We start from the raw sequence: 24,742 nt of genomic DNA, 5'->3' as shown, positions 1-24,742 counted from the left end.
GCTACGCGATCTCCCAGACCGTCGCTCCTGTCCGTCTCCAGGGACGCCCAAACTGATCAGAGATCGAGTGTCACGGTACCTCTGGCCCGGGAGATGCAGGGCATGAGGCGACTGGCCCGGGCCTTAAGGTCAAGTACCGCGTCGCGATGGATCACATCCCCGCTCACATAGCCGCACTCACACGAGCCGCACACGCCGATCTCGCATGAGGAACCACGCACGAAGTGATTGTCCCGCAGCACCTCAAGCAAGCTGCGGTCGGCGGGAACGTGGAGCGTGCGGCCGCTGGAGGCGATAACTGCCTCAAAAGAGTCCGGGACGAAATCGGCATCCGACAGGGCTGCGAAATGTTCCCTATGGTAGAGTTCGACGGGAAAGCCCTGGGCGGCGATGGCGGTTTCAAGCGCCGCCGTCAGACTGTTCGGGCCGCAAGTGTAGAGTTCGGCGCCCGCAGCCTGGGCCAGCAACGTATTCGCGTCGAGGCGCCGTCCCTGCTGTGAAAACCATGTTGTCAGGCGATCGCCGCACACGGTCCTCAATTCGTCGAGAAGGGGCGCTTCGGACGCACTCCTAGCGCAGTAATGGACGGTGAAGTCCGCCTTCCCTGCCGCCAGCGCACGGCTCATGGCGAGGATCGGCGTCACGCCGATGCCACCGGCCACCAGCACGTGTCGTCCGCCCTTTCCATCAAGACCAAAATGGTTGCGCGGAGCGGAGACATGAAGCTCAGAGCCTTCCTTCGCATGGTCATGGATCCATTTCGAGCCGCCGCGTCCGCCTGCCTCGCGTTTAACCGCGATGCGGTAATAGGCGCGATCCTCCGGGTCGCCCCAAAGCGAATACTGGCGCACACCACCGGCCACCATTACGTCCACATGGGCGCCGGGCGTCCATGCTGGAAGCAACGGCCGCTTGGGATGCTGCAGATCAAGCACCAGGACATCCGGGGTCGTCAGCCTCGCACTGACAACCCGCAATTTCATAATCAGACGGTCACTCATCACCTAGTCCAACAACTCGATGAGATCTCCCGGCCGGATGATGCCACCCTTCTCAATGCCGCAATTGAGGCCGGACCGATTGTAAAGCGGCAGGAAAAGGGGACGATCGAGCAGTTTTTCGAGATACTTGCAGGGAAAGTTGAGGCGCCCGCCACGCAGGATCACCTCGCCAACACGAAAGCGCCGGCCCACTAAATGGTTGAGCGGCACCCCGCGCACCGTGAGATTGCGGCGGTGTTCCTCCGGCGCCAGCACCACCGGGCTCTCCTGAAGCGGTGGATCGTTGCGCGCAAGCGCGTCGAGCGCCTCCTGTTCGATAAGCGTGATCTGGCGCACATCGGGGCGGGTCGAATAGGTGCCGGTTCCAAGAAAATAGCGGTCGCCCTCGATCCCGCGGCCGGCGACACATGTCGCGACGGCAAGTTTCTCCATCTCGTAGCTTGCCGCGGGTGCGATATGAATGTGGAGCAATTCGCCCTTCCAGCCCGTGGTGCCGCCCTCAACGCCCAGCGCCGCCTGTGCGGCAGGATGGGCGAAGGCCTCGATTTGTTTCACGCTGGCTTCGTCCGTCATGCCGCCCTCAATCGATCCGCGCCGCAATGGCTTCGATCTCGACCAGCGCGCCCTTGGGCAGTCGTGCCACCTCGATGGTGGAGCGGGCTGGCGCACTACCGGGAAATGACTTGGCGTAGATATCGTTCATGGCGGTGAAGTCGTCCATGTTCTTCAGAAACACGGTGGTCTTCACGACGCTGGCGATGCTCGCCCCGCCGGCCACCAGCACCGCCTCCAGATTGCTCAGCGACGCCTTGGTTTGTGCCACGATGCCTTCCGCCAACTCCCCGGTAGCAAGGTCGATGGGCAATTGGCCTGAGACGAAAACGAGGTTGCCGAATGCGATTCCCTGGGAATACGGTCCGGCCGCCGGGGCCGCGTCTTCGGTCGCGATTACACTGCGTGACATGTGAATCTCCATTGATGCTTAGATTATCAGCTCAATAACCGACATAACTCGGCAACCATATAACCAGCGTCGGGAATATAAGACATAGTAAAAGTCCCATAAGCTGAAGTAAAGTGAATGGAATGATACCCTTGTAGATCTCGCCCAGGGTTAGATACCCCTGGCCTGCCTGGCGCAGGTAAAACAGGGCTGGTCCGAAGGGCGGCGTGAGGTAGGAGGTCTGAAGGTTCACCGCTACGGCAATAGCGAACCAGAGTAGGATCTTGTCCTTGGGAACCGCATCGCCGAAGTCCAGCGCCATCACGATCGGCCGGAAAACAGGCAGGATGATCAAAGTGATCTCCAGCCAGTCGAAGAAGAAGCCCAGCAGGAAGATGATGGCCATGAGCAGAAGCAGGAGCGTCCAGTCATGCAGATCGAGCAGTTCGATCAGATGGACGATGGCGTCATCCCCTCCCAGCTCGCGGAACACGTAGGAGAACAGGGTCGCACCGCAGAAGATGCCAAAGATCATGGCGTTGGTGAGCGCCGTGCCCTGCACCACGTCCTTCAGCAGCCGGAACGAGAACGTGCGGTTTACCATGGCCAACATCGTCGCCCCAAACGCCCCCACGCCCGCCGCCTCGGTGGGGGTGGCGAAGCCACCGATGATGGAGCCCAAAACCAGCACCACCAGCGCCGTGGGGGGCAGGAAGCCCCTGATCACGAGCCCGAGAAGGCTCTGCCCGTCCGCCATCGGCTTCTTCTCGAGCCGGGGCATGCGCTCGGGCTTCAGCAGCGCCATGACGACGATATAGACGAGGTAGAGCCCCGACAGCAGGAAGCCGGGAATGACCGCGCCGGTGAACAGGTCGCCCACGGGGATGGCCAGAAGGTCCCCCATGATGACCAGCATGATGGACGGCGGGATTAGGATCCCCAGCGTGCCCGAGGCGGAGATGACGCCGGCGGTGATGCCCTTGTCGTAGCCCCGCTCCATCATCACCGGGAGGGCAAGCAGCGCCAGCATCACCACCGAAGCACCGACGATGCCCGTGGTCGCCGCCATGATCGTGCCCATCAGCACGACGGAAAGAGCCAGCCCCCCCGGCACCCGCCGCATCAGCACGGAGAGGATTTCCAGAAGATGCCGCGCGACTCCGCTACGCTCCAGCATGATGCCCATAAAGATGAACATGGGAATGGCGACGAGCACCAGATTGTCCGCGATCGAGCCCCAGATGCGGCTGACGATCAGGAACAATTGGGCCGGCACGAACATGTCGAGCATGCCGCCGACCAAGGCGAAGACGAGCCCCACTCCCGCCAGGCAGAACGCAACGGGAAATCCGGAGAAGAGTACCAGCACCAGGACGCCCAGCATGGCGAGGGGCAAGGCGGTTTCGAACAGGCTCACAGCCCCACCTCCTGGTGCGCGTCGTGATGCCGCCCGGGCGGGCGGGCGCCGAGGAGCGTCGCCAAGGCGCCGGTTATGGCACCGAGGGCGGAAAGGAGAAGGGTCGTGAAGCCGATGACCAGCGCGGACTTGATGATCCAGCGGTGCGGCAGGCCGGTCAGTGAGGGCGAGCCCTCGTCAAGTCGGAAGGAATGGGCCACGAAGCCCCATCCGTAGTAGAGGACAACAATGCAGAACGGCACCAGGAAGAGGGCGGCGCCGATCAGCTCAATAGCCGCCGCGGCCTTCGCCCCGAAGCGGGAGTGGAGCACGTCGATGCGCACGTGCTCCCCCTCAACATAGGCGTAGCCGAGGCAGAGCAGGAAGAGAGTGGCGTGGAGATGCCACTCCAGGTCCTGCAGCTTCGTCGAGCCAAGCACGATGAAGCGGCGGGTAATGACGTCGAGCATGACGGTGAGGATGAGGGCGACGACGCACCACGCCGCAACCTCCCCCACGCGTCGTGCGCTCGCCTTCAACACGTTTGAGGTGACCAGCAAGAAGGTCATGGGATCACTTCAGATATCCGATGTCTTTCCAGGTCGCGTAATCCTTGCGGAACGCGGAGAAGCTGGCATAGGCCCGCGCGAAATCGGGGTCGGCGGCCACCTGCTCGGCGATCACCTCGTCGACAGCGACATGGAGCTTCTTCAGGTCCTCGTCGGACCACTTTTTGATGGTAACGCCCTTCTCCTGCAGCTCCTTGAGGGCGGGAAGCTGGATCGCCTCGCCCTCGGCGATGCCGTAGCGCACATTGTCGCCACACACGCTCTCGATCTGAGCCTGCTGGGTGGGGCTCAATTTGTCCCACTGGGCTTTGTTCATCATCAAGTCGAAGAAGGTCGACTGCTGGTGCCAGCCGGGGAAGTAGTAGTATTTGGCGATCTGCCAGAAGCCCATCTTCAGGTCGATGGCAGGCTGCACGAACTCCAGGCCGTCGATGACGCCGCGATCGAGCGCGGGATAGACGTCCGGGGCGGCAAGCAACTGCGCGGAAACGCCGAACTTGCCGAGCGCCTTGGCGCCCAGCCCGAAAAAGCGCAGCTTCATGCCGTTGAGGTCGTCGACGCTCAAGACTTCCTTCTTGAACCAGCCCGAGCCCTCCGGCGCGAGCATGCCGCACATGACCGACTTGATGCCGTACTTGGCATAGATCTCGTCGAAGATCTCCTTGCCGCCGCCGAAATAGAACCACGCCATGTATTCAGGCGCCGCGGGGCCGAACGGCAGAGCGGCAAAGACCTGCAGCGCCGGCACCTTGCCGCCCCAGAAACCGGGGGTGGAGAAAGCAGCGTCCACCGCTCCCATGGACACGGCGTCGAACACCTCCAGTGGCGGCACCAGGGCGTTGGGCTCATAGAAGCGGATCTCGATATTGCCGCCGGAGACCTTGGCGATCTGGTCTTCCAGACGCTTTCCGAGGGTGCCGAGCTGCGGCAGCGAGCTCGGGAAGGTCGCGGCCATCTTCCACTTCACCTTGCTGTCCGCAGCCGCTGCCCCGGAAATGGGCAGGGCTGCGACCATCATGGCCAACACTGCCTGACGCATGTGTTTGGCGAGAGTCATGGGGCAATCCCTTCGATTGTTGCCGTCTACAAATTGGACAACGTTGCTCAATAAGCAACCATTTTCAACTTCCTGAAACTGCGATACGAGCTTCTAAAGCGTTCCGTCGCAAGGCCTGTGCCAAACTTCTGAAGGATGGGCGTGACGGGTTTTCTCACCCTGGTTGCCCAATGGCCAACATTGTAGCTTGGGCGTAATTGCCCACTTGCAATCGGCATCTGAGTGGGGAAATTGTGCTGACGTCGTCGCCAAATTCCCTCCCGGGAATTTGGGTCGGGCAGGACGCGGGTTTGTACGATCCGGTGCATGCCGAGCGAACGCAGGAGTATGAGAGCCCCATGGTCACGCTAGCGGCCCCCGCGACCACGAAGGCGACGACCGATGTCAGCCTTGGTCGCGCCATTCGCGCGCTGCGCGTCGCGCGCGGGCTTTCCCTGTCGCAGTTGGCCTTGGCCGCGGCCCTGGACAAAGGTTATCTCTCCCGCGTGGAGCGTGGGCTGAAAGTCCCTTCCGTGGCCATCGTCCTGCGGATTTCCACGGCGCTGGAAGTATCCGCAGCGCAGCTGTTCGGAGCGGCGGAGAACCACCAGCTGATCTTCATCACGCGTGCGGGCGATCGCGATGCGCTCACCGCCGATGACGGCAACTACCACATGGAGGTTCTGACCCAGGGGACCGACAGTTCAGGCCTGGAAGTCTTCCTCATGTATCCGCCTGCCGAGTTCGCCAATGAGCCGGAAGCGACCCATCGCGGCGAAGAGCTGCTGTTCGTCATTCAGGGTAAGGTAGAAGTGCGTTTTCCTGATCAGGAACTGGTTCTCAACAAAGGTGATTCCGTGCAATTTCCCGGGGTTCTGCGCCATAAGGTCCGTCGCCTGACGGACCAGAGCTGCGTGCTGATATCCGTATACGGCCCTTAAACCTCTGCCAGATACTGGATACTGTTCCTATCTGAAATTTGAGCGGCCAACTCTCTGGAGAGCATGGGACAATTGAATTCTCCACATCCTTCGCACGCCCTCTTAAGAAGGGGAACTATCGCGCCTTCGCGCCGCGTGACGGTGCCACACCCGTTCCCAACCGTCTGGGCGGTACACCGACCCTTGCGGTATGCCGGCATCTTTCGACGAGCCGACGCCGCCCAAGGTACTGAGAAACCTCCACCCCGCTGGCGCCGCCACTGTCGGCGATCTCATTGATTTCAATCTCACTGGAACGCAGCGGATGTAGCGCTTTGCTTGGACGTCTGCTTTGCAGGATGAGCGATTGAGCCGAACGGAGGTGTAGTGATAAGGTCACTGTCTGTGGCCTGTTCCGGCCGCGAGGTTGCGGCGCGGCCCTACGAGGCCTGGCGCCTGCGGAAGGCAGCGGAGCCGCGATGCGAGTCACAGCTATCGCGGGTCAGTGCGCCGATCCGGCGACGTCGACGGCCTCCGGCATGGTGTGGATCCCCGCCGGCCGCTTCACCATGGGCTCGGACCGCCACTACCCGGAGGAAGCCCCCGCGCATGGTGTGGCCGTGGACGGCTTCTTCATCGACCGCACGCCCGTCACCAACCGCGCCTTCGCCGACTTCGTCGCCGCCACCGGCCATGTAACGCTGGCGGAGCGGGCGCCGCGTCCCGAGGACTATCCCGGCGCTGATCCGCGCCTCCTCGTGCCCGGTTCCCTCGTCTTCACGGCGCCCAAGGAGGCGGGGGGGCGGGAAGACTGGACGCGCTGGTGGCGCTTCATGCCCGGCGCCGATTGGCGCCATCCGCAAGGGCCCGGCAGTGACCTTTCCGGCCGCGAAGATCATCCCGTCGTTCACGTCTGCCATGACGATGCACTCGCCTATGCGCGCTGGTGCGGCAAGGAATTGCCGAGCGAGGCGGAATGGGAGTTCGCTGCGCGTGGCGGGCTCGACGGTATGGACTTCGCCTGGGGCGAGGAGCTGGCGCCGGGCGGCGTTCACCGCGCCAATAGCTGGCAGGGCGCATTCCCGCACGAGAACCTCGCGGAGGATGGCTATGTGGCCACCTCGCCGGTCACCGCCTTCCCGCCGAACGGCTTCGGCCTTCACGATATGATCGGCAATGTGTGGGAGTGGACCGACGACTGGTACGCCCCGCGCCACGCCGCTCTGCTGCCGTCCACCAAGCCGTGCTGCCTGCCGCGCAACCCGCGTGGCGCCCGCTGGGAGGAGAGCGTCGATCCGCTGGCGCCCGGCGGGCCGGCGCCGCGCAAGGTGCTAAAGGGCGGCTCGCATCTGTGCGCGCCCAGCTATTGCCGACGCTACCGTCCCGCCGCCCGCCAACCCCAGACGGTCGATACCGCCTCAGTGCATATCGGTTTTCGTTGCATCCGCCGAGCCACAACCTTGTAAATTCCGCTGCCGGAGAACCGCCGTGACCCATCCCGAAATTCACGCCATGCCGGAACGCCCCGCAGAACCGAGCCGGCGCGAGGTGCTCGCCGGCAGCGCCAGCCTGCTCGCGGCCGTCTCCGGCCTGCCGCTGTTCGCCACGGGCGCTTGGGCGCAGGGCACGCAGGTTGGGGGCACGGGTGGCCCGCCGCGCCCGCACATTCTCTACATCATGGCCGATGACCTCGGCTCCGCCGATGTCGGCTTCCGCGGCTCGGACATCAAGACGCCGAACCTCGACGCGCTCGCCGCCGGCGGCGCGGCTCTCGGCCATTTCTACACCCAGCCAATGTGCACCCCGACCCGCGCGGCGCTGATGACCGGGCGCTACCCCTTGCGCTACGGCCTGCAGACCGCCGTCATCCCGTCCGGCGGCGACTACGGCCTCGCCACCGACGAATTCCTGCTGCCACAGGCGCTGAAGGAGGTCGGCTATCGCACCGCGCTGGTGGGTAAATGGCATCTTGGCCACGCCGACCGGAAATATTGGCCGTGCCAGCGCGGCTTCGACCGCTTCTACGGCCCGCTGCTGGGCGAGATCGACCATTTCAAGCACCAGGCGCATGGCGTCACCGACTGGTACCGCGACAATGAGATGGTGGTCGAGGACGGCTATGACACCGAATTGCTCGGCGCCGAGGCGGTGCGGCTGATCGCGGAGCAGGACCCGAAGACACCGCTCTTCCTCTATCTCGCCTTCACCGCCCCGCACACGCCCTTCCAGGCGCCGCAGACCTATATCGACATGTATGCCAGCATCGACGACCCCCAGCGCCGCACCTATGCGGCTATGATCACCGCCATGGACGATCAGATCGGCAAGGTGGTCAAGGCGCTGGAGGCGCGTGGCTTGCGCGAGAACACGTTGATCGTGTTCCACAGCGACAATGGCGGCACGCGCAACAAGAAATTCGTCGGCGAAGGGGACGTGAGCGGCGATCTTCCGGCAAGCAACGTGCCGCTGCGCGACGGCAAGGGCACGCTCTATGAGGGCGGCACGCGCGTGGTCGCGCTGGCCAACTGGCCCGGCCGCATCACGCCCGGCACGAGCCCGGGGGTGATGCATGTAGTGGATATGCTACCGACACTGGCCGGACTCGCCGGCGCCGGCCTCGGCCATAGCAAGAGGCTGGACGGCATCGACATGTGGCCGACACTCGCGGCCGGACAGGCGGGCCGCGACGAGGTGGTCTACAATGTCGAGCCGAGCCAGGGCGCGGTGCGCGAGGGCGACTGGAAGCTCGTCTGGAAGGTGGATCTGCCGCCGAAGGTCGAGCTGTTCGACCTCTCCACGGACCCGACCGAGACGTCCGACATCGCCGAGGCTCACCCGGACAAGGTGGCCGCACTCACCGCGCGTGTGCTAAATCTCGCCCGCGCGATGGCGGAACCGCTGCAACCGGCCACCGCTCATCGGTTGACCCTGTCGGCGCCGCCGACAACTCCCCGGTGAGCCGTCTCCTCTTCGACAGAGTCATTCGACGGGAAATTCCGGACCGAATGCCCCAACGCGCACTGTTTCATGAGCCTGCCCGACGCCCGGGAAAAAGTGGAGACTTGGCTCAGAGAGTACAGCGAGCTACGACACTCATAGTGTGATCGGCAACAAGCCTCCGACATCGCTCGTCGATCGGCCACCGGCATGCAGCCCACGTTGACCGTTTTCCCCCTGGATGCGGCCAGCAGGCCGGTCAAATATCGGGGGCAGGGTAAAAGGCCAACAATGCATTAGCCTAACTGGACCGCTCACTCGGGGCAGGCCACTCGACGAGAACCGCATGGCCGCGCAACTTAAACAAATATTATCAGGCAGACCCCGAGCGGTTCACTCCCTAAAACTTGGTACCGCCGCTGAAGCGAAACTCCTGAACCTCGTCATACCATTCCTTGGTCAGCGCCCAGGCATAGTCGAAGCGCAGTGGGCCGAAGGGCGAGGACCAGATCAGGCTGACGCCGACCGAGGAGCGAATGCTGTCGCTGTCGGCGACGCAGACATTCGCCTTGCCCTTGGTCGACGAGCCGGACAGCGCGTCGCAATCCACGAGATTCTCTTCCCAGCCCGCAATGTTCGTGAAGGTGGTGTTGCCCTGATAATCCCACAGCGAGCCGGCATCGGCGAAGACCGCCGCCTTCAGGCCGAAATCCTTGGGCAGGAAGGAGAGCGGGAACTGGATTTCCGCCGACGTGCCCCAGTACATCGTGCCGCCCAGCGCGTCCATGTCATCGCCATTATAGCCGGAGGCCAGATCGCGCGGGCCGATGCCGTTGGAGGCGAAGCCGCGAACGAGGTCGGGGCCCTTGAAGAAATTGTCGGTGATACGCAGATCCTCGCTGCCCCATGAGATGACATTGCCGACCTGACCGTGCAGCAGCAGGACGAAGTCGCCAACGATCGGGGTGTAGAAGCGGCTGTCGAAGGTCGAACGGATATAGCTGGTGTCACCCCCGAGGCCGGCAAAGTCCTGCTTCAGTTCGAGCAGATACCCGTTGGACGGGTTCCGGTTATCGTCGAGCATGTTGTAGGATAGGGTGTAGCCAATTGCCGAGGTGATGATCGACTCACCGTTAATTTCGATCAACGCCCAAGACGAGTCGTCATAGTAGTCGTCATCGACCGTTATTTCCTTCTGCGACAGCATGTAACGCAGGCCCAGCGTCAATTCGTCGGTCAGCGGAAGCGCGACACGCAGCGTGCCGCCCATCGTCTCGGTGTCGTACTGGCTGGTGCTGGTGGCGCTGGTGGTCTTCCAGAACAGGTCGAAACCGGCAGCCACGCGATAGTCGAGGAAATAGGGTTCGGTGAAGCTGAAATCGGCGCCCTGCACGCTTTCGCCGAGCTGGCCGGCAAGACGGACATACTGGCCGCGCCCGAGGAAATTCTTCTCCGAGATCGCCACTTCGCCAATGATGCCGTCCGAGGTCGAATAGCCGCCCGAGACCGAGAACTCGCCGGTGGGCTGATCCTCGACCGTCACCACAAGGATGATGCGGTCAGGAGCGGTGCCCGGCTCGTTGGTGATTTTCACGTCCTTGAAGTAGCCGAGATTGCGCAGGCGGCGCTCGGCGCGATCCACCATGACGCGGTTATAGGCGTCACCTTCGGCGAAATCGAACTCGCGACGGATGACCCAGTCGCGGGTGCGGACGTTGCCGCGGATCTCGATCCGCTCGACATAGACGCGCGGACCTTCCTCCACGGCAAAGACCAGGGAGATGGTGCGCGCTTCGACATTTCTGTCGCCGCGCGGACGGACCTGGGCGAAGGCATAGCCGGACTTAGAGACCTCGATTGTGGCGTTCTCGACCGACTTCTCGACCAGCTCGGCATTGTAGACTTGGCCGGGCGCGACCCGCAGGGCGGCGCGCAGATCGTTGATCGAGACATCCTTGATGCCCGTAACGACATCGACCGTGCCGACCCGGTACTGCGGGCCTTCCTCAATCACATAGGTGATGACGAAGCCGTCGCGCTGGCGGTCGAGATCGGCCGTCACCGAGATGATGCGGAAATCGGCATAGCCATGCTTCAGGTAGAAGCGGCGCAGCAGTTCCTGGTCGGTGTTGATGCGATCGACGTCATAAATGTCGGTAGTCTTCAGCCAGGAGAGCCAGTTGGTCTCCGTGGTCGTGATCTCTTCCTTGAGCTTGTATTCCGAATAGGCCTTGTTGCCGACGAACTTGATCTCGGCCACGCCCAGCTTGTCGCCCTCGGTGATCTCGAACACCAGATCGACACGACCCTGGCCGCGGTCGATGATCTTCGGCTCGACGCGCACGTCGTAGCGGCCGCCACGATGATAGACGTCGATGATGCGCTGCGTGTCCGCCTGCACCGTCGTCTTGGAGAGCGGGCTGCGGGCCTTTGACTGCACTTCCTGCGCCAGCTGGTCGTCCTTGACCTTCTTGTTGCCCTCGAACGCCACGCGGTTGATGACCTGGTTCTCGACCACGTTGACCACAAGCCGCCCACCGCGGTTGCTGATCGTGACGTCCGAGAACAGGCCGGTGGCATAGAGCGCCTTGAGTGCCTCGTCGATCTTGGCGGGCGTCAGCGACTGGCCGGGCGCGGGCTGGAAATAGGAGCGGATGGTATCGGCATCGACGCGCCGATTGCCCTCGACGACGATGGATACGCTCGCTTGAGGTGCGGCCCCCGCAGCATGAAGCCGGACCGGAACTCCCGTAAACAGCAAAACGAAAAACGAAAGTAAGAATAATTCTGATATGATTTTACTATAAATCACAACCGGTTGATTTTCTAACAGCTTCATATTTCGCCACTCAGCAGTCATCTGTACCAACGCGGAGATAATTACAAATCAGATTGACTGAATTTATCAATCTTTACACATCGATAGCCCGTATTTTTGGCTATTTTCGCGTAGATTTGTTTCTGTATGTTCGATTTTGTGTCGCTTCGCTGGGAACATTGCGCAATGTCGTCTTATGTTGTTTGTAAAAAGTATCATGTATTTTTATGATTTATTTTTATTAATTTCCATATATATCAAACAACGTAATTTACTAGATTAGATATTCCACATTTATATAAGAATACGATATGATTTTATGAAATTGAACCCGCACCTGAAGGGCCGTTCCGTGTCCTTTGTGCGTTTAATTCCTAGGGGAGAGCCTGATCTCAGGGGGCGGCTGTGAACACTGGAATCGCCGCGCCGGGGACGCACACGGAGAATACCAACCCTGAGGATGATATAGGCTACGTGTTTCCTACGGCTAAGCTTCGATAGCACAGCCATGTGTGGACACTCTTAGCTCTTATCGATGACATAAACCCAAAGCATCTGGAGGAAATGCGGCGGTGCGGGCTGATTGACTATTATGAGCGGCTCATCTGCCGTCTCGACGTCGCGGCAGCAATCGGCGAGATGCGTCGGACAGACACCTTGTCGCCACGCAGATGGCCCCCTCCGTGACGTGGGCGATGCATCCGGCTGGACTGTCCATATCGCCACTCCGTTCATGCGCCGGGGGCGCGGTTCCATCATCGATGCGCGCGGGGGACTGGGGCGCCAAACGACGGGTGAGGTCTTTGGTCGGCGCCCCAGTCGGGCATGACGAAGTTGCGCTTCCATCAGCCACCCAGAATGTACCGCAGAATGAAGTATACGTATGTTACAATTTCAGTTTTTATGATGACATTTCGTGTTCTATGTTTCGGTAAAATTACAGCGCGTATCGTCAGCAACGTTTTGACGGAATGCACTTCTGGATTCCCGCACATTTTGCGCGCGTATTTTGATCGAAGACGATCGAGGCCAGCTCTAAGTGCGTCAGAGCGTTACGTCTGGCCACTCGGTACTGACCGATTGGATCGCATGCGGGCTATTTGCTGCGTGGAGATGAGCGGATGCTGGCCGCGCTGAAGGCCGCCCCCGCGTTCCTCGTATCTACCCCCGATGACCGCTCCCGCCGGGGGCGGATCCGTCGGCGTCTGTCCGGGCCATGAGAGTGTCCGCTGCCCGCCGCGGCCGAGGCGGGCCCGTCGGCTCCGGCGGCCGGGGATCCTCGAATCCGTCGGCTCACGTCAATGTGGCCAGCCTTGAGCCTCTGCATGGTCCCCGGGGGCGTTTCCCGTCGTCCACAACTCACACCATTTCAGCAGTCGGCACCTTCGCTGTCCGTTTCGCACCAAGCTGCCCCGTGAGCAGCCCAAGGAAGTCGTCGACGAAGGTGAAGATGACGGGAATGACAAGAAGGCTGAGGAATGTCGATGTCACAAGCCCGCCGATCACGACGATAGCCATGGGCTGCCGGAAGCTGGAGTCGCCGCCGCTCAGGCTCAAGGCTACGGGGAGCATGCCGCACCCCATGGCGATGGTGGTCATGACAATGGGCCGCGCCCGTTTGTGGCAGGCGTCGACCAGGGCCTCGAACCGCGGCATGCCGCCTCGGCGCGCCATGATGGCGTATTCGACCAGAAGAATGGAGTTCTTCGTCACCACGCCCATCAGCATGAGCAGCCCAATGACGGCAGGCATGGAGAAGCTGGTGCCGGTGAGCACGAGCGGCAGAAGGGCACCGCCGAGCGAGAGTGGCAGCGCCATGAGGATCGTCACCGGCTGCAGGAAATCGTGGAACAGCAGCACCAGCACCGCATAGATACAGAACACGCCGATCGCCATGGCGATGCCGAAGCTCTCGAACAGTTCGGAACTGCGCTGCAATTCGCCCTGTTCGACGAGCCGGATTCCCTGCGGCAGGTTTTTGAGAGCGGGCAGCGCCTGCGCTTCGCCATTGACGTCGCCGAGGGTTCGACCGTTGAGTTCGATCGACAAGGTGATGTTGCGCGAACGGTCGATGCGGTTGATCTCGGACGGGCTGCCGCCGATCCGGATGTCCGCAATCGAGCCGAGATTGACACTGCCATTGCTGCCCGCCACCCGCAGATTGGCGATGTCGTCCAGCGTCGCCCGGTTTCGGGGATCCAGCCGCACCCGGATCGGCACCTGCCGCTGCGTCAGATTGAGCTTTGCCATCGAGGCGGAGTAATCGCCATTCGTGGCCACTCGGACCGCTTCGGAAATCGCATCCGATGTCACGCCGAGGGCAGCGGCGCGCGTAAAGTCCGGTGCGATCTGGACCTCGGGCGCCTGCAGCGAGGCGCTGGACGTCACCGCGCCGATGCCGGAGAGGGTGCGCAGCTGCTCTTCAAGACTGGCGCCGACCTTGTCGAGAGTGTCGGGATCATCGCTGGCAAGCGTGATCTCCAGCTTGGTGCCGTTGCCACCCGATCCAACCTCGACGCGCGTGCCCGGCAACACGGCCAGGGCCTGGCGTATAGTGTTCTCTACCTCGGCCTGTTTGCGATCACGGTCGCCAATGGCCGTCAGGTCGACGACGAGGGTTGCCGAGGTGACGTCGCTGGTCGTGCTGGAGTTCAGCCCGCCACCTGACGAGACGCTGCCGACGGCAACGTAGACGCTGGTGACATCGGCCAACTTCGCAATGATGTCGGCGGCTTGGCGCGCCGTCGCATCGGTCTGCTCGACCGTGCTGCCGGGCTGCAAGGTCAGTGTGACTTTCGTCTGCGCGTCGTCGGAGGCCGGCAGGAAGCCCGACTTGAGAAAGGGAATCGTCGACAGCGACAGGCCGAGGAAGACGCACACGCCGAGAACCGTCAGCTTCCGGCGATGCAGGCAGCCCTTCATGAACGCCATATAGGCGCGCATGATCCGGCCATCCTTCTGTTCGTGCGGATGCACCTTCATCATGTAGGCGGCCATCATCGGCGTCACCAGACGCGCCACGAGGAGCGAAGCGAGCACGGCGACGGCCGCCGTCACGCCGAACTGCCGGAAGATGAGCCCGGGAATGCCGCTCATGAACGCCGTCGGCAGAAACACCGCGACCAGCGTGAAGGTCGTCGCAATGACGGCGAGCCCGATTTCGTCGGCGGCTTCGAGAGCGGCATCCATGGGCGCCTTCCCCATCTGCAAATGGCGCGCGATGTTCTCGACCTCGACGATGGCATCGTCGACCAGGATGCCCACCACCAGCGACAATGCGAGAAGGGTCACGGTGTTGAGGCTGAAATCAGCGAAATACATCACCAAAAAGGTCGGGATGACCGACAGCGGCAGGGCGACGGCGGACAGGAACGTCGCGCGCCAGTCGCGCAGGAAAAGCCACACCACCACGACGGCGAGGATCGCGCCCTCATAGAGCATGTGCATCGAGCCGTCGTAATTTTCGATGATCGGCCCGACCGTGCTGTAGGCCTCGACAATCTCCACATCCGGATTGTCGGCGGCGAATTTCAGCATCGCGGTTCTGAGGTCGGCAGCGACGCCGGTATCGGAAAAGCCGTTCGAGCGCTTGACCTCGACGCCGACGACCGGCTGTCCCTTGAGATAGGCAAGTGACGAGCGATCCGAAAAGCTGTCCGCGACGGTGCCGATCTCATCCAGCCGAACCAGCGTGCCATTGGAAAGCGGAATCGCGAGCGCCTTGAGGTCGTCGATCGAGGCGACGGCGCCGAGGGTCCGGATGGTCTGCCGGCCACCGCCGATCTCGCCGCGCCCACCGGAACTGTCCGCCTGGACCGCTTTGAGACGCGAGGACACGGAAGCGGCCGTGATCCCGAGCGACCCCATGACGTCAGGATCGAGATCGACATGCACTTCGCGATCAATCCCGCCGACACGGTTCACTTCGCCGACGCCGGAGACCGACAGCAGCGCTTTGGTCATGTCGTTGTCGACAAACCAGGACAGCTCGGTCTCATTGAGGCGCGTGGAGCGGACGGCATAGGTGATGAGGGGAGAGCTCTGCACCGTCACCTTGGTCACGCTGGGAGATTCCATCTCGGAGGGCAGATCCGTCGTGCTGTCCACCTTGTTGCGAACTTCGTTCAGCGCCTCCTCGCTGTTCTTCTCCAGCTTGAAGGAGACGGTGATCGATACCAGGCCGTCTGTAATCGTCGTCGTGATGTGGTCCAGCAGGCTGAGCGAGGCGAGATTGTCTTCGATCTTCCGGGCGACTTCGGTCTCAAGCTGCGAGGGCGCGGCGCCTTCCAGAGTGGCGGTTATCTTGACGGTCGGCAGGTCCATGTCCGGAAAATTCTGGACCGGGAGCCAGCTGAAGGCGAGCAGGCCACCCACCGTCAGCAGGATGAACAGGAGGATGACCGGGACCGGGTTGCGGATCGCGAGAGCGGAGAAGTTCATTGGACGTCTCCCTCGATCCTGACGAGCGCCTTGTCGGCAAGGAAGGCCCCGCCGGACTTCACGACCCTGGCGGAGGGAGCGAGGCCCGACACGATCTCGACCTCGCCCGCCGCGCGGCGGCCGGTCTCGACCCGTAGGCGTTCGACGCGCTTGTCGTCGTTGACGGTGAAGAGGTAGTTGAGGCCGTCGCGGAAAACGAGCGCCGATTCCGGCACCGAGAGCGCCTGGGTCGTTTCAAGTTCAATATGGCCGGTGACGTAAAGTCCCACCGGCGGACGCGCCTCCACCGGCAGGGAGACATAGACGATGGCCCGTCCCGTGTCGGTGCTGACCGTCGGCCCGACCAGCCGGACATGCCCGGTGATGCTCTTGTCGCCCGGCCCGGCGATGACGGCAACCAAGCCCTCCTTGATGCGCGGCAGATAGCGGGCGGCCACCTCGGCTTGCCACTCGACGCGCTGCTGGCGTACCAGGCGGAACAGCTCGGTGCCGGACGACACCACCGCCCCGAGTTGCGCCGAGCGGGAGGTGATGAGCCCGTCATCGGCGGCAACGATTGTGGCCTGATCGAGCTTGATCTTCTGACCCTGCAGCGTCGCTTCGGCCGACTTCACGTCGGCCAGCGCCGTCTGTTCGGAGATGAGGTATTCTGTCACCTTTTCATCCGACAAAGCGCCGCTTCCCTGCAATTTGCGCACGCGCTCGGCGTTGGCCTTCGCCTTGGCGAGGTTTGCCCTTGCCGTTTCAAGCGCCGCCTCTTCCTTGAGGATGTCCGACTGCAGGGTTTCCTGAGCCAGCTGCACCAGCACCTGGCCCTTCGTCACCATCGAGCCGACTTCGGCAAGCACTGCGGTAATGCGCAGACCGCTGATCTCCGACGCCACAATGGCTTCGTGCCAGGGCTTGAGCCAGCCGCTGGCCGGCACGGTCTCGGGCCACTGGCGCTCGACGGGTCTCACCACGCTCACGGTGAGAGCTGCGGCCTCGTTGGTTTCCTGTGCGCTGGCGGACGGGATGCCGGACGCAAGGCACGCCATGGCGAGCAGGGCCGCGCAGAGGTTCAGGTTTCGCCGCATCAGAGCTGATTTCCTTGTATCGTCGACGAATGACCCGGCGGAGAGCCGGCACCGGCATCCCAGCCGCCTCCGAGGGCCTTGTAGAGCGCGATCCAGTAGCGGACGGCGTCGCGCCGGATTTCGATCAGCGAGATCTCCGACGACTGCGCGGCGCGGCGCGCTTCTTCACGGTCCAGCAGGCTGACGCCGCCGGCCCGCCAATTTGTGTCGATCGCGTTGAAATAGGTGCGGTAGTTGCGGGCCGCGCTGCTGGCATCGCTGATCCGGCGGCGGGTGCTGTCGATCCGCACCAGCGCCGTCTCCACTTCCGCAACGGCGCTCAGTACGCCGGATTTGTAGTTCGCCGCGGCGGTGTCGTAGTCGGCGATCGCTCCCATCACGGTGGCGCGGCGCGCTCCGCCGTCAAAGAGCGGGATGGTGAGGGCAGGCCCGAAGGACCATGGCAAGGCGGCGCCGGTCAGCGTCGAACTGCTGATCGTAACCGAACCCGCAAGGCTCAGGCTGGGGTAGAGATCGGCCTTCGCGGCGCCGACATCGGCGACGGCGGCGGCCACCTCGAGCTCAAGCGCATTGATGTCCGGGCGCTGGCGCAACGCCTCGGCCGGCACCGCCGTGATCTGGAAGCTCTTCGGCGCGGGAAGGCCGGGCTTGCCCTGCGCCAGCAGGCGCCGCACCGCTGCCTCATCGCCGCCGGTGACCTGGGCGAGCGAGATGATCAGCACATTGCATTCCGTGCGCTGGGCGGTCAGCGTCGAGGAAGACGAGGCCGCGCTGGCCCGCGCCAAGGCAAGGTCGGCCGAAGACGTCAAACCGGATGCGGCGGCGGTCTCGGTGGCGCGGATGGTTTCGCGCTGCGAGGTGAGCTCGACGCTGTAGGCATTCTCAAGCTGGCGGCAGGCCCGGTACTGCACATAGTAGTCGGCGACCTCGGCCGCGAGAGACACGCGCGTGTCGTACCAGTCGTCGACGCGCTGATCCACGCGAAGCCCGGCCGCTTCGGTCTTCTGTCGAACCTTGCCGAACAGGTCGACTTCCCACGAGGCATCGAGGCCGCCGCTCGACAGCGTGCCCGCAGCAACCCGGTTGCTGGAGCTGCCGTCGGTGCCGGACCGGGTGGCGGATGCCGAGCCGTCGAGGACGGGGAACAGGTTCGCCTGCTCGGAAGCGAGCGTCGCGCGGGCCCGCTCGATATCGGCCACCGCCGATGCGACGGTGGGATTCTCGTCCTGCGCGAGCCGGATGAGGGCGATGAGCGACGGGTCGTTGAAGGTCCCCCACCACGTCACCAGTTCGGACGTGCTGCCATCATGCGGCCGGGTGGCGTGCCATGTGTCGGGCAGCCTGACGTCGGCGGGACGAAGCTCCGGAAATGCCGCGCAGCCTGACAGGCACAGGCCGATCCCGATCGACACAAGCGCGGCAGAGGTCTTCGTCAACAATGAACGCATGCGCCGCCCGGGTGATCGACAGGTACTCGCTGTGGGTAGCGGTTCGGGCGTTAAGTGCGGTCAAGCCAACGTTAAGATGGGTAAAATCCAGTGCCTGCCCGTCATTTTTCTGTATGGCTCTTGCCTGACTGAATGACGGACTCATCCGATGACCAAGGTCCTTCTCATCGACGACGACGTCGATCTCACCACGCTCCTGCAGGAATATCTTGCCGAGGAGGGCTTCGAGGTCACGGCGACCAGCGATGGGCGCGCCGCGATCGCGCAAGCTGCCGCGAACAGCATCGATATCATCGTCCTCGACATCATGATGCCGGACATGAACGGGATCGACGTGCTGCAGCGGATCCGGCGGCTGAGCCAAGTCCCGGTTTTGATGCTGACGGCCAAGGGCGACGATGTCGATCGCATTGCCGGGCTCAATCTCGGTGCCGACGACTATGTGTCGAAGCCGTGCTCGCCCGGCGAACTGGTGGCGCGGCTGAAGGCAATACTGCGCCGTTCGGGTTCCGCGAGCGCGGCGACACCGCAGGATTCGCTCCGCGCAGGCGAACTCATCATGCACCCCGGGACACGGACAGCGGATTGGCGCGGCCGCCCTCTCGAGTTGACCGGGACGGAATTCAGCCTTCTCGAAGTGCTTGCCCGCCACGCAGGCCAGCTCGTTTCCAAGCAGGACATCTCAAAGCACGCTTTGGGCCGGCCGCTGACGCCGTTCGACCGGCGCATCGACGTGCACCTGAGCAGCATCCGCCAAAAGCTCGGCATGCGGGAGGACGGCCAGTCCTGGATCCAGTCCGTGCGAGGTCACGGCTACCAGCTCCTGCAGGATCGCTGATGCGCCGCTTGTTCTGGAAGTTCTTCTCCATCATCTGGCTGACGCTCGCGGCCTCGATCGGAGGGTTGTTTGTCATCAGCAGCCTGCTCGACGCGGTTCCATTCTCACAGGAACTGGTGCGCCAGCAGCGGGTCATCGCGCTCGATGTCGCGGCGCGGCTGCTGGAGCAGCAGGGAATGGAGGCCGCCAAGGCCTACGCACGTGCCACCGCAACGCTGGCGCAGCCTGTCGAGCTGTCGATCTCCGACAGCGTTACACCGGCCGACTGCGCGGAGGGTGATAGCGCGCATGTGCGCAACGTCATCATCGGCGATACATGCCATCGCGTGACGCTGATTGCCCAGGATCCCGGCGTCATCGAGGGAACCTGGCCGACGCTGCTGCCTTGGGCTTCCGCCTTGATCGCCAGCGCCGTGGCCGCTTTCGCACTGGCGCGCTATCTCATTCGTCCCGTCGCCCATCTCCGCCACGGCCTGAGTGCCCTCGCCCACGGCCAGTTCGACGTCCGCATTGGTGACAAGATGGGTGGCCGGAAGGACGAAGTGGCGGCTCTCGCCCACGATTTCGATACCAGTGCCGGGCGCCTGCAGGAGTTGCAGGAGGTTCAGCAGCGGCTTTTTCACGACGTCTCTCACGAGCTTCGTTCGCCCTTGTCCCGCCTCCAGGCCGCCATCGGCGTGCTCAGGCAGAATCCGTCACGGCTCGAGACATTGCTGGGCCGTATGGATCGCGAGATCGAGCGTATTGACGGGCTGGTCGGCGAGATTCTCACCCTCGCCAGGTTGTCCGGCCGCGTCGACAACGTCGTGGCGCAGACCCTCGATGTCATCGATCTCGTCAACGAAATCGTGGATGACGCGTCATTCGAGGGCCAGGCGCGCGGAATATCGGTCGCGCATGAGGGTGCCGCGACGTTTGTCGCCCAAGTGGACGGAGAGCTGATCTATCGCGCACTGGAGAACGTCATTCGGAATGCTCTGAAGCACTCCCCTGACAACTCCCATGTCTACATTCGCTCCCGGATCATCGGAGAGACGCTCCATGTGACGGTCGCGGATGAGGGGCCGGGTGTGCAAGCGCATGATATCGAAAGAATATTCCAGCCATTCATGCGTGGAAGTGATGCTGTTGCTCACGACGGCTATGGCCTCGGCTTGGCTATCACCAAACAGGCGATCGGCAAGCACGGTGGCCGCGTTACGGCGGCATTGGGCACACGCGGCGGGCTCGGCGTGACGCTGGAAATCCCCAGAGGCGCGCCCGCCACGCCGGATCGGATGAATTAGAGCGCCTATGAGTTTGCGAGACGCTGATCTGCTATTTTACGTACAGCCCTCGGTGAAGGTTACACGGTTCAAAGCCCGCGAACCTACCCCCAGCCTGTCACGACTTAGGCCGTGTTGACAAAAGGGATTCTCAAATCGCTGTCTGACCGATTGAAGGCCTCCGTCCAGAGGAGGCAGGTTTGGCTCGGAGCGATCTGACGGATGATGAATGGGTTGTGGTTGGGGCGTTGTTGCCGGCCGAGCGTGGCCGATGGTCCCGGCCGGCCCTGGACAATCGCCGTTTTCTGAACGGAATGCTCTACGTGCTTCGGGTCGGCTGCCCCTGGCGCGACATGCACGAACGCTATGACAAGTGGAACTCGGTCTATGTCCGTTCCGTCGCTGGGCCGAGCAAGGGGTGTGGGACGCCTTGCTGGAAACGTTGGTCGAGCTTGGGCTCACCGACGACTGGCAGCATATGATCGACAGCACCATGGTGCGCGGCCACTCTCAGGCAGCGGGCGCAAAAAGGGGAACTCATAAGGAAGGTTCTGGTCGAAGCCGCGGCGGCTTTACGAGCAAAATCCACGCCCGCGCAGACGGTCAGGGACGCCCTCTCGGCTTCGTCCTCACCGGCGGCGAAGCCTCCGACTACAAGGCCGTCGACGACCTATCGCTTTGCCTGTCGCCAGGCCCAGGCTGATGCTGGCCGACAAGGGCTATGACAGCGACGACGTCCGCGTCAGCCTGCTGCTCCAGGGAATTCTGCCGGTCATCTCACCCAAGGCTAACCGCAGAGATGCCATCGCCTGCGACTTCCGCGCCTACAAGGACAGGAACCGGGTCGAGCGTATGTTCAACAAGCTCAAGCAGTTCCGCCGCATCGCCACCCGATACGACAAGACCGCCGTTTCTTTGCTCGGATTCCTGGTCCTCGCCGCCGCAAAGCTATGGATGCCGACTTTTGTCAACACCGCCTAGTAGATTTGAGGTCGTTCGCACACCCGCCCGTCTTCGAAGTGAACGATGCGGTCGAACAGGTTGGTCGAGCGCGGATCATGGGTAATCACCACCACCGCCGCCCCGCGCGTCGCGGCGATGCGGCGGAAGATCTCCATCACCTGACGGCCACGCACGCGGTCCAGCGCTGCCGTGGGCTCGTCGGCGAGGATGAGCGGCGGCGCATTGGCAAGCGCTCGCGCCACCGCCACACGTTGCTGCTCGCCACCCGACAGTTTCGCCGGCAGGCTGTCGGCACGGTGCGCGAGGTCCAGCGCAGCGAGCAGCCGCCGGCCATGCACGCGGGCGTCGGCTGGGGTGACATCCGCGATTTCGAGGCCCAGCGCGACATTCTCCACCGCAGAGAGGAAGGGGATCAGATTCGCCTTCTGGAACACGAAGCCGATGCGCTTGCGGCGGATCTCGCGCAGCGCGTCGAGGTCGGCCCCGGCATGGGAGACCCTTTCACCCGCCAGCCAGACCTCACCGGAGGTCGGATTCTCCAGAAGCCCGGCCAGCATGAGGAAGGTGCTTTTGCCTGAGCCACTTGGCCCGAAGATGCCGACCAGCTCGCCAGCGGCAACGTCGAGCGAGACGCCGTCGAGCGCGCGTACCAGGCCGGCACCGGTGGCGTAGTGGCGCGTGAGCGAGCGCACCGAAAGCACGGGCGCGCCGCTCACGACAACACCTCGCGCGCCTCGACCCGCGAGGCGCGGGTAATGCCGACCCATGCCGCGGCGGCGCAGACAAGGGCGAGGGCGAGCGCGATCTGGGCGAGATCCGGCGGCAGCATCACCACGCGGCGCGGGAAGAACGGGAAGATCATCCAGGCCAGAGCAACGGCAAGTGCGTAGCCGGCGATGCCGATGAGTGCGGCCTGCTGGCCGATGAGACGGACCACGACGCTCTCGCGCGCGCCCATCAGCTTGAGCAGAGCGATCACGTGCAGCTTCTCGATTGTCATGGTGTAGACGATGAGCGACACCACGATGGCGGTGATGACAAGGATCATCCCGGTGAAGGTCAGTATCTGGAGGCGCAGCTTCCAGAGCCTGGCATTGAGCATCAGGTCACGCTGCTCGCCCGTGGTCATGACCCGCACGTCGCCCCAGCGCTGAAGGGTGGCGATCACGCGCGCGGTGTCGGCGGCGGGATCGAGCCGGACGAGCACAGCGGAGATCTTGCTGTCCTGCGCTACCGAGCTTGCGTCTGCGCTCACGACGCCAGCGCCGGTCCCGGCGGCGCGCGCGAGATGGATCTCTTCCGATGTGCGGCGTCGGGCGATGACAGCCGCGTCATTGATACCGACGAAAAGCAGTCCGTCGCCGGCCGAATCGACCATGCGCCGCGTGAGGCCGACAACCGTATAGACATCGCGCGCAAGCTGTATCCGGTCGTCGACCTTCAGGCCGGTGCTTGCATCTGCCACGGCCTCATAGCGGCTGCCGCCGAGCCAGCGGCCTTCGGCGAGCGACAGCCAGCGTCCATTGTCGCGCGGCACGTCGACACCTGTCACGGTGGCGCGGCGCGGGGCACCGGCGAAGCTGAACTGCTGGCTGAACTGGGTGAAGCGCCGCACATCCGCGACACCGGGCACGCCCTCGACCCGCCGGTCCATGTCGGCCGCCACGGCGGAACCTTCGGCAAAAGGACCGGCGCGCTCGCCTTGCACGACCCAGAGATCAGCATCGATCCGGTCGATGATGAGGAGCGCATCTTCGACGATGCCGCGATAGAGGCCGATCATGCCGATCACCGCCATGACGAGGAAGGCGACGCCGAGAGTGGTAAGCGCGAAGCGGGCAGGTGCGTGGAGCGTATCTTTCAGCGCCAGATTCACGAGGCCGCTCCGGCGAGGCGCACGCGCATGAACGGGTAGAGGTCGTCAGGTTTGAGGATCTCCTGGCCGGCATCGAGGCCGCCCCGGATCTCGACGCGCCGCGCGCCGGCATCGCCCAGCGTCACTTCGCGCCATCGCGCGCGGCCGCGGGACGCGACCCATACGCCGGGGCGCCCGTCGCGCCAGACAAGAAACGACGTTGGCACGGTCAGCAGCGGCCCGCGCCGCTCGATGATGATGCGCGCCATGGCGCGTTGGCCGAGCGCCCAGTTGGCGGGAATCGTATCGAGCGCGATGTCGATCTCGAACTCCCTCGTCTCTCGGTCGACCTCCCGCCCGAGCCTGAGGACGTGGCCGCGAATGGTGCCCTCGGCGCGAGTGAAGGTGATCTCCGCCGCCTGTCCCGGCCGGATAGCGGATATGGCGCTCTCGTCCAGTCGCGCGGTCAGCACAAGACTTGCGGGATCGACGAGGTGGAGCAGCTCGCTGCCCGGCGCCAGCACGTCGCCGACATGACGCGTGCGCGACACCACCACGCCGGAAATCGGCGCGCGCAGCACGCTATCGTCGAGCTGGACGCGGGCAACGGCTATGCGCGCGTTCGCGGCATCGTGCTCGGCCTCGGCCTGCTCGATGGCGCGGCCTGCGCGTGCAACGTCGGCTTCGGCCTGACGGCGGGCGGCGAGCGCGTCTTCGAGCCCGGCCGCGCTGGAGACACCCTTGGCGAGCAGCGCGACCTGCCGTTCGTGCGTCGCGCGCGCTTGTTCCAGCGTCGCGACGGCGCGGTCGCGCTCGGCTTGTGCGGCGCCCACCCCGCGCTCGGCGGCATGGGCGCTCGCCTCGGCGGCCTCAACCTCGCCGCTGAGGTCATCGAAGGCGAGGCGGGCGAGTATCTCGCCCTTGCCGACCACGTCATTGCGGTCGACGGCGAGTTCCTTGATGCGGGCCTGGATGCGACTTGCGACGCTGGCCTCGGTCAAGGCCGCCAATGTGCCGGGCCCCTGAAGCTCCACATCCAGCATGCCTGGGCGCAGAATCTCACCCTCGACCCCATGCGGATAGAGATAGCGCAGGCCGACGAATCCGATCCCCAGAACCACCGCCGCGAGGACGGTCAGCCGAAACCCATGGCGACGACGCGGGCGCGGGAGGGGGGCCTCCAGCGACAAGAACGGGTCGAGGCCCGGCTGGACGTTCATGACAAGGGCATCCGGGT

Annotated in this window: 18 protein-coding genes and 2 pseudogenes; 7 read left to right on the top strand and 13 right to left on the bottom strand. The window is 63.6% G+C overall.

The window, feature by feature from the left end; all coding sequences use genetic code 11:
* Nucleotides 1-56 precede the first annotated feature (56 nt).
* Genes BLO63_RS11045 through BLO63_RS11020 form a run of 6 tightly spaced genes read right to left on the bottom strand, consistent with a single transcriptional unit; the run spans nt 57 to nt 5,017 of the window.
* A complete protein-coding gene (locus tag BLO63_RS11045; RefSeq protein WP_091440275.1) occupies nt 57-1,001 on the bottom strand; it encodes a PDR/VanB family oxidoreductase in 945 nt (314 codons plus the stop codon).
* Nucleotides 1,002-1,004: 3 nt separating this feature from the next.
* Nucleotides 1,005-1,574: an MOSC domain-containing protein gene (locus BLO63_RS11040; protein WP_091440273.1), complete on the bottom strand. Its 570-nt coding sequence runs from the start codon at nt 1,572-1,574 to the stop codon at nt 1,005-1,007.
* Nucleotides 1,575-1,581: 7 nt separating this feature from the next.
* Entirely contained in the window at nt 1,582-1,965 is a 384-nt protein-coding gene (locus tag BLO63_RS11035) for a Rid family detoxifying hydrolase (protein WP_091440271.1), read from the bottom strand.
* 31 nt (nt 1,966-1,996) lie between these two features.
* Nucleotides 1,997-3,361: a TRAP transporter large permease gene (locus BLO63_RS11030; protein WP_342028864.1), complete on the bottom strand. Its 1,365-nt coding sequence runs from the start codon at nt 3,359-3,361 to the stop codon at nt 1,997-1,999.
* Nucleotides 3,358-3,909, bottom strand: a complete 552-nt coding sequence (locus tag BLO63_RS11025) for a TRAP transporter small permease subunit (protein ID WP_091440268.1) — start codon at nt 3,907-3,909, stop codon at nt 3,358-3,360. The genes BLO63_RS11030 and BLO63_RS11025 overlap by 4 nt, the downstream gene beginning before the upstream one ends.
* 4 nt (nt 3,910-3,913) lie before the next feature.
* Nucleotides 3,914-5,017, bottom strand: coding sequence for a TRAP transporter substrate-binding protein (locus BLO63_RS11020; protein WP_205409307.1), 1,104 nt, complete (start codon nt 5,015-5,017; stop codon nt 3,914-3,916).
* A 239-nt stretch (nt 5,018-5,256) separates the two neighbouring features.
* Between BLO63_RS11020 and BLO63_RS11015 the strand changes: the two genes are divergently transcribed.
* From BLO63_RS11015 to BLO63_RS21530, 4 genes and pseudogenes are all read left to right on the top strand, one after another.
* Complete coding sequence (locus tag BLO63_RS11015; protein ID WP_205409306.1) at nt 5,257-5,886, top strand: helix-turn-helix domain-containing protein; 630 nt, start codon at nt 5,257-5,259, stop codon at nt 5,884-5,886.
* 458 nt (nt 5,887-6,344) lie between these two features.
* Entirely contained in the window at nt 6,345-7,331 is a 987-nt protein-coding gene (locus BLO63_RS11010; protein WP_244517806.1) for a formylglycine-generating enzyme family protein, read from the top strand.
* 22 nt (nt 7,332-7,353) lie between these two features.
* Nucleotides 7,354-8,823, top strand: a complete 1,470-nt coding sequence (locus BLO63_RS11005; protein ID WP_342028863.1) for an arylsulfatase B — start codon at nt 7,354-7,356, stop codon at nt 8,821-8,823.
* Between the two features lie 27 nt (nt 8,824-8,850).
* Nucleotides 8,851-8,964: pseudogene (locus BLO63_RS21530) on the top strand (integrase core domain-containing protein); the annotation flags it as partial.
* A 238-nt stretch (nt 8,965-9,202) separates the two neighbouring features.
* Here BLO63_RS21530 and bamA read toward each other — a convergent pair.
* From bamA to BLO63_RS10980, 4 genes are all read right to left on the bottom strand, one after another.
* Nucleotides 9,203-11,641, bottom strand: coding sequence for an outer membrane protein assembly factor BamA (gene bamA / locus BLO63_RS10995; protein WP_425284327.1), 2,439 nt, complete (start codon nt 11,639-11,641; stop codon nt 9,203-9,205).
* Nucleotides 11,642-12,979: 1,338 nt separating this feature from the next.
* Nucleotides 12,980-16,060: an efflux RND transporter permease subunit gene (locus tag BLO63_RS10990; protein WP_091440255.1), complete on the bottom strand. Its 3,081-nt coding sequence runs from the start codon at nt 16,058-16,060 to the stop codon at nt 12,980-12,982.
* Nucleotides 16,057-17,136 (bottom strand): efflux RND transporter periplasmic adaptor subunit, encoded by a 1,080-nt coding sequence (locus BLO63_RS10985; RefSeq protein ID WP_091440252.1) that lies wholly within the window; start codon nt 17,134-17,136, stop codon nt 16,057-16,059. Before BLO63_RS10985 ends, BLO63_RS10990 begins: the two co-directional genes overlap by 4 nt.
* The gene (locus tag BLO63_RS10980; protein ID WP_244517805.1) at nt 17,136-18,572 is read right to left on the bottom strand and encodes an efflux transporter outer membrane subunit; all 1,437 of its coding nucleotides are present in this window, start codon (nt 18,570-18,572) and stop codon (nt 17,136-17,138) included. Before BLO63_RS10980 ends, BLO63_RS10985 begins: the two co-directional genes overlap by 1 nt.
* A 160-nt stretch (nt 18,573-18,732) precedes the next feature.
* On the opposite strand from BLO63_RS10980, the gene BLO63_RS10975 reads away from it, so the two are divergent.
* From BLO63_RS10975 to BLO63_RS21525, 3 genes and pseudogenes are all read left to right on the top strand, one after another.
* Entirely contained in the window at nt 18,733-19,422 is a 690-nt protein-coding gene (locus tag BLO63_RS10975; protein WP_091440246.1) for a response regulator transcription factor, read from the top strand.
* A complete protein-coding gene (locus BLO63_RS10970) occupies nt 19,422-20,708 on the top strand; it encodes a HAMP domain-containing sensor histidine kinase (RefSeq protein WP_091440243.1) in 1,287 nt (428 codons plus the stop codon). The genes BLO63_RS10975 and BLO63_RS10970 overlap by 1 nt, the downstream gene beginning before the upstream one ends.
* Before the next feature lie 179 nt (nt 20,709-20,887).
* Nucleotides 20,888-21,668: pseudogene (locus BLO63_RS21525) on the top strand (IS5 family transposase).
* On the opposite strand, the gene BLO63_RS10960 reads toward BLO63_RS21525, so the two are convergent.
* The 3 genes from BLO63_RS10960 to BLO63_RS10950 are packed head-to-tail and all read right to left on the bottom strand — an operon-like array spanning nt 21,665 to nt 24,725.
* On the bottom strand, nt 21,665-22,366 hold the full coding sequence (locus BLO63_RS10960) for an ABC transporter ATP-binding protein (RefSeq protein ID WP_091440242.1): 702 nt from the start codon (nt 22,364-22,366) through the stop codon (nt 21,665-21,667). The pseudogene BLO63_RS21525 and the gene BLO63_RS10960 sit on opposite strands and share 4 nt — an antisense overlap.
* The gene (locus tag BLO63_RS10955; RefSeq protein WP_091440239.1) at nt 22,363-23,526 is read right to left on the bottom strand and encodes an ABC transporter permease; all 1,164 of its coding nucleotides are present in this window, start codon (nt 23,524-23,526) and stop codon (nt 22,363-22,365) included. The genes BLO63_RS10960 and BLO63_RS10955 overlap by 4 nt, the downstream gene beginning before the upstream one ends.
* Nucleotides 23,523-24,725, bottom strand: coding sequence for an efflux RND transporter periplasmic adaptor subunit (locus tag BLO63_RS10950; RefSeq protein WP_091440238.1), 1,203 nt, complete (start codon nt 24,723-24,725; stop codon nt 23,523-23,525). Before BLO63_RS10950 ends, BLO63_RS10955 begins: the two co-directional genes overlap by 4 nt.
* Between the last annotated feature and the right edge of the window lie 17 nt (nt 24,726-24,742).

Origin of the sequence: Ancylobacter rudongensis, from assembly GCF_900100155.1 — a bacterium.
Taxonomy (GTDB): Bacteria; Pseudomonadota; Alphaproteobacteria; order Rhizobiales; family Xanthobacteraceae; genus Ancylobacter; species Ancylobacter rudongensis.
The sequence above is the reverse complement of the archived record's forward strand: the minus strand, read 5'-3'. Positions and strand labels throughout refer to the sequence as shown.

Coding starts and splice junctions, on each gene's coding strand:
- BLO63_RS11045 (WP_091440275.1), bottom strand. CDS start 1,001: ATGAGTGACCGTCTGATTATGAAATTGCGGGTTGTCAGTGCGAGGCTG.
- BLO63_RS11040 (WP_091440273.1), bottom strand. CDS start 1,574: ATGACGGACGAAGCCAGCGTGAAACAAATCGAGGCCTTCGCCCATCCT.
- BLO63_RS11035 (WP_091440271.1), bottom strand. CDS start 1,965: ATGTCACGCAGTGTAATCGCGACCGAAGACGCGGCCCCGGCGGCCGGA.
- BLO63_RS11025 (WP_091440268.1), bottom strand. CDS start 3,909: ATGACCTTCTTGCTGGTCACCTCAAACGTGTTGAAGGCGAGCGCACGA.
- BLO63_RS11010 (WP_244517806.1), top strand. CDS start 6,345: ATGCGAGTCACAGCTATCGCGGGTCAGTGCGCCGATCCGGCGACGTCG.
- bamA (WP_425284327.1), bottom strand. CDS start 11,641: ATGAAGCTGTTAGAAAATCAACCGGTTGTGATTTATAGTAAAATCATA.
- BLO63_RS10990 (WP_091440255.1), bottom strand. CDS start 16,060: ATGAACTTCTCCGCTCTCGCGATCCGCAACCCGGTCCCGGTCATCCTC.
- BLO63_RS10985 (WP_091440252.1), bottom strand. CDS start 17,136: ATGCGGCGAAACCTGAACCTCTGCGCGGCCCTGCTCGCCATGGCGTGC.
- BLO63_RS10975 (WP_091440246.1), top strand. CDS start 18,733: ATGACCAAGGTCCTTCTCATCGACGACGACGTCGATCTCACCACGCTC.
- BLO63_RS10970 (WP_091440243.1), top strand. CDS start 19,422: ATGCGCCGCTTGTTCTGGAAGTTCTTCTCCATCATCTGGCTGACGCTC.
- BLO63_RS10950 (WP_091440238.1), bottom strand. CDS start 24,725: ATGAACGTCCAGCCGGGCCTCGACCCGTTCTTGTCGCTGGAGGCCCCC.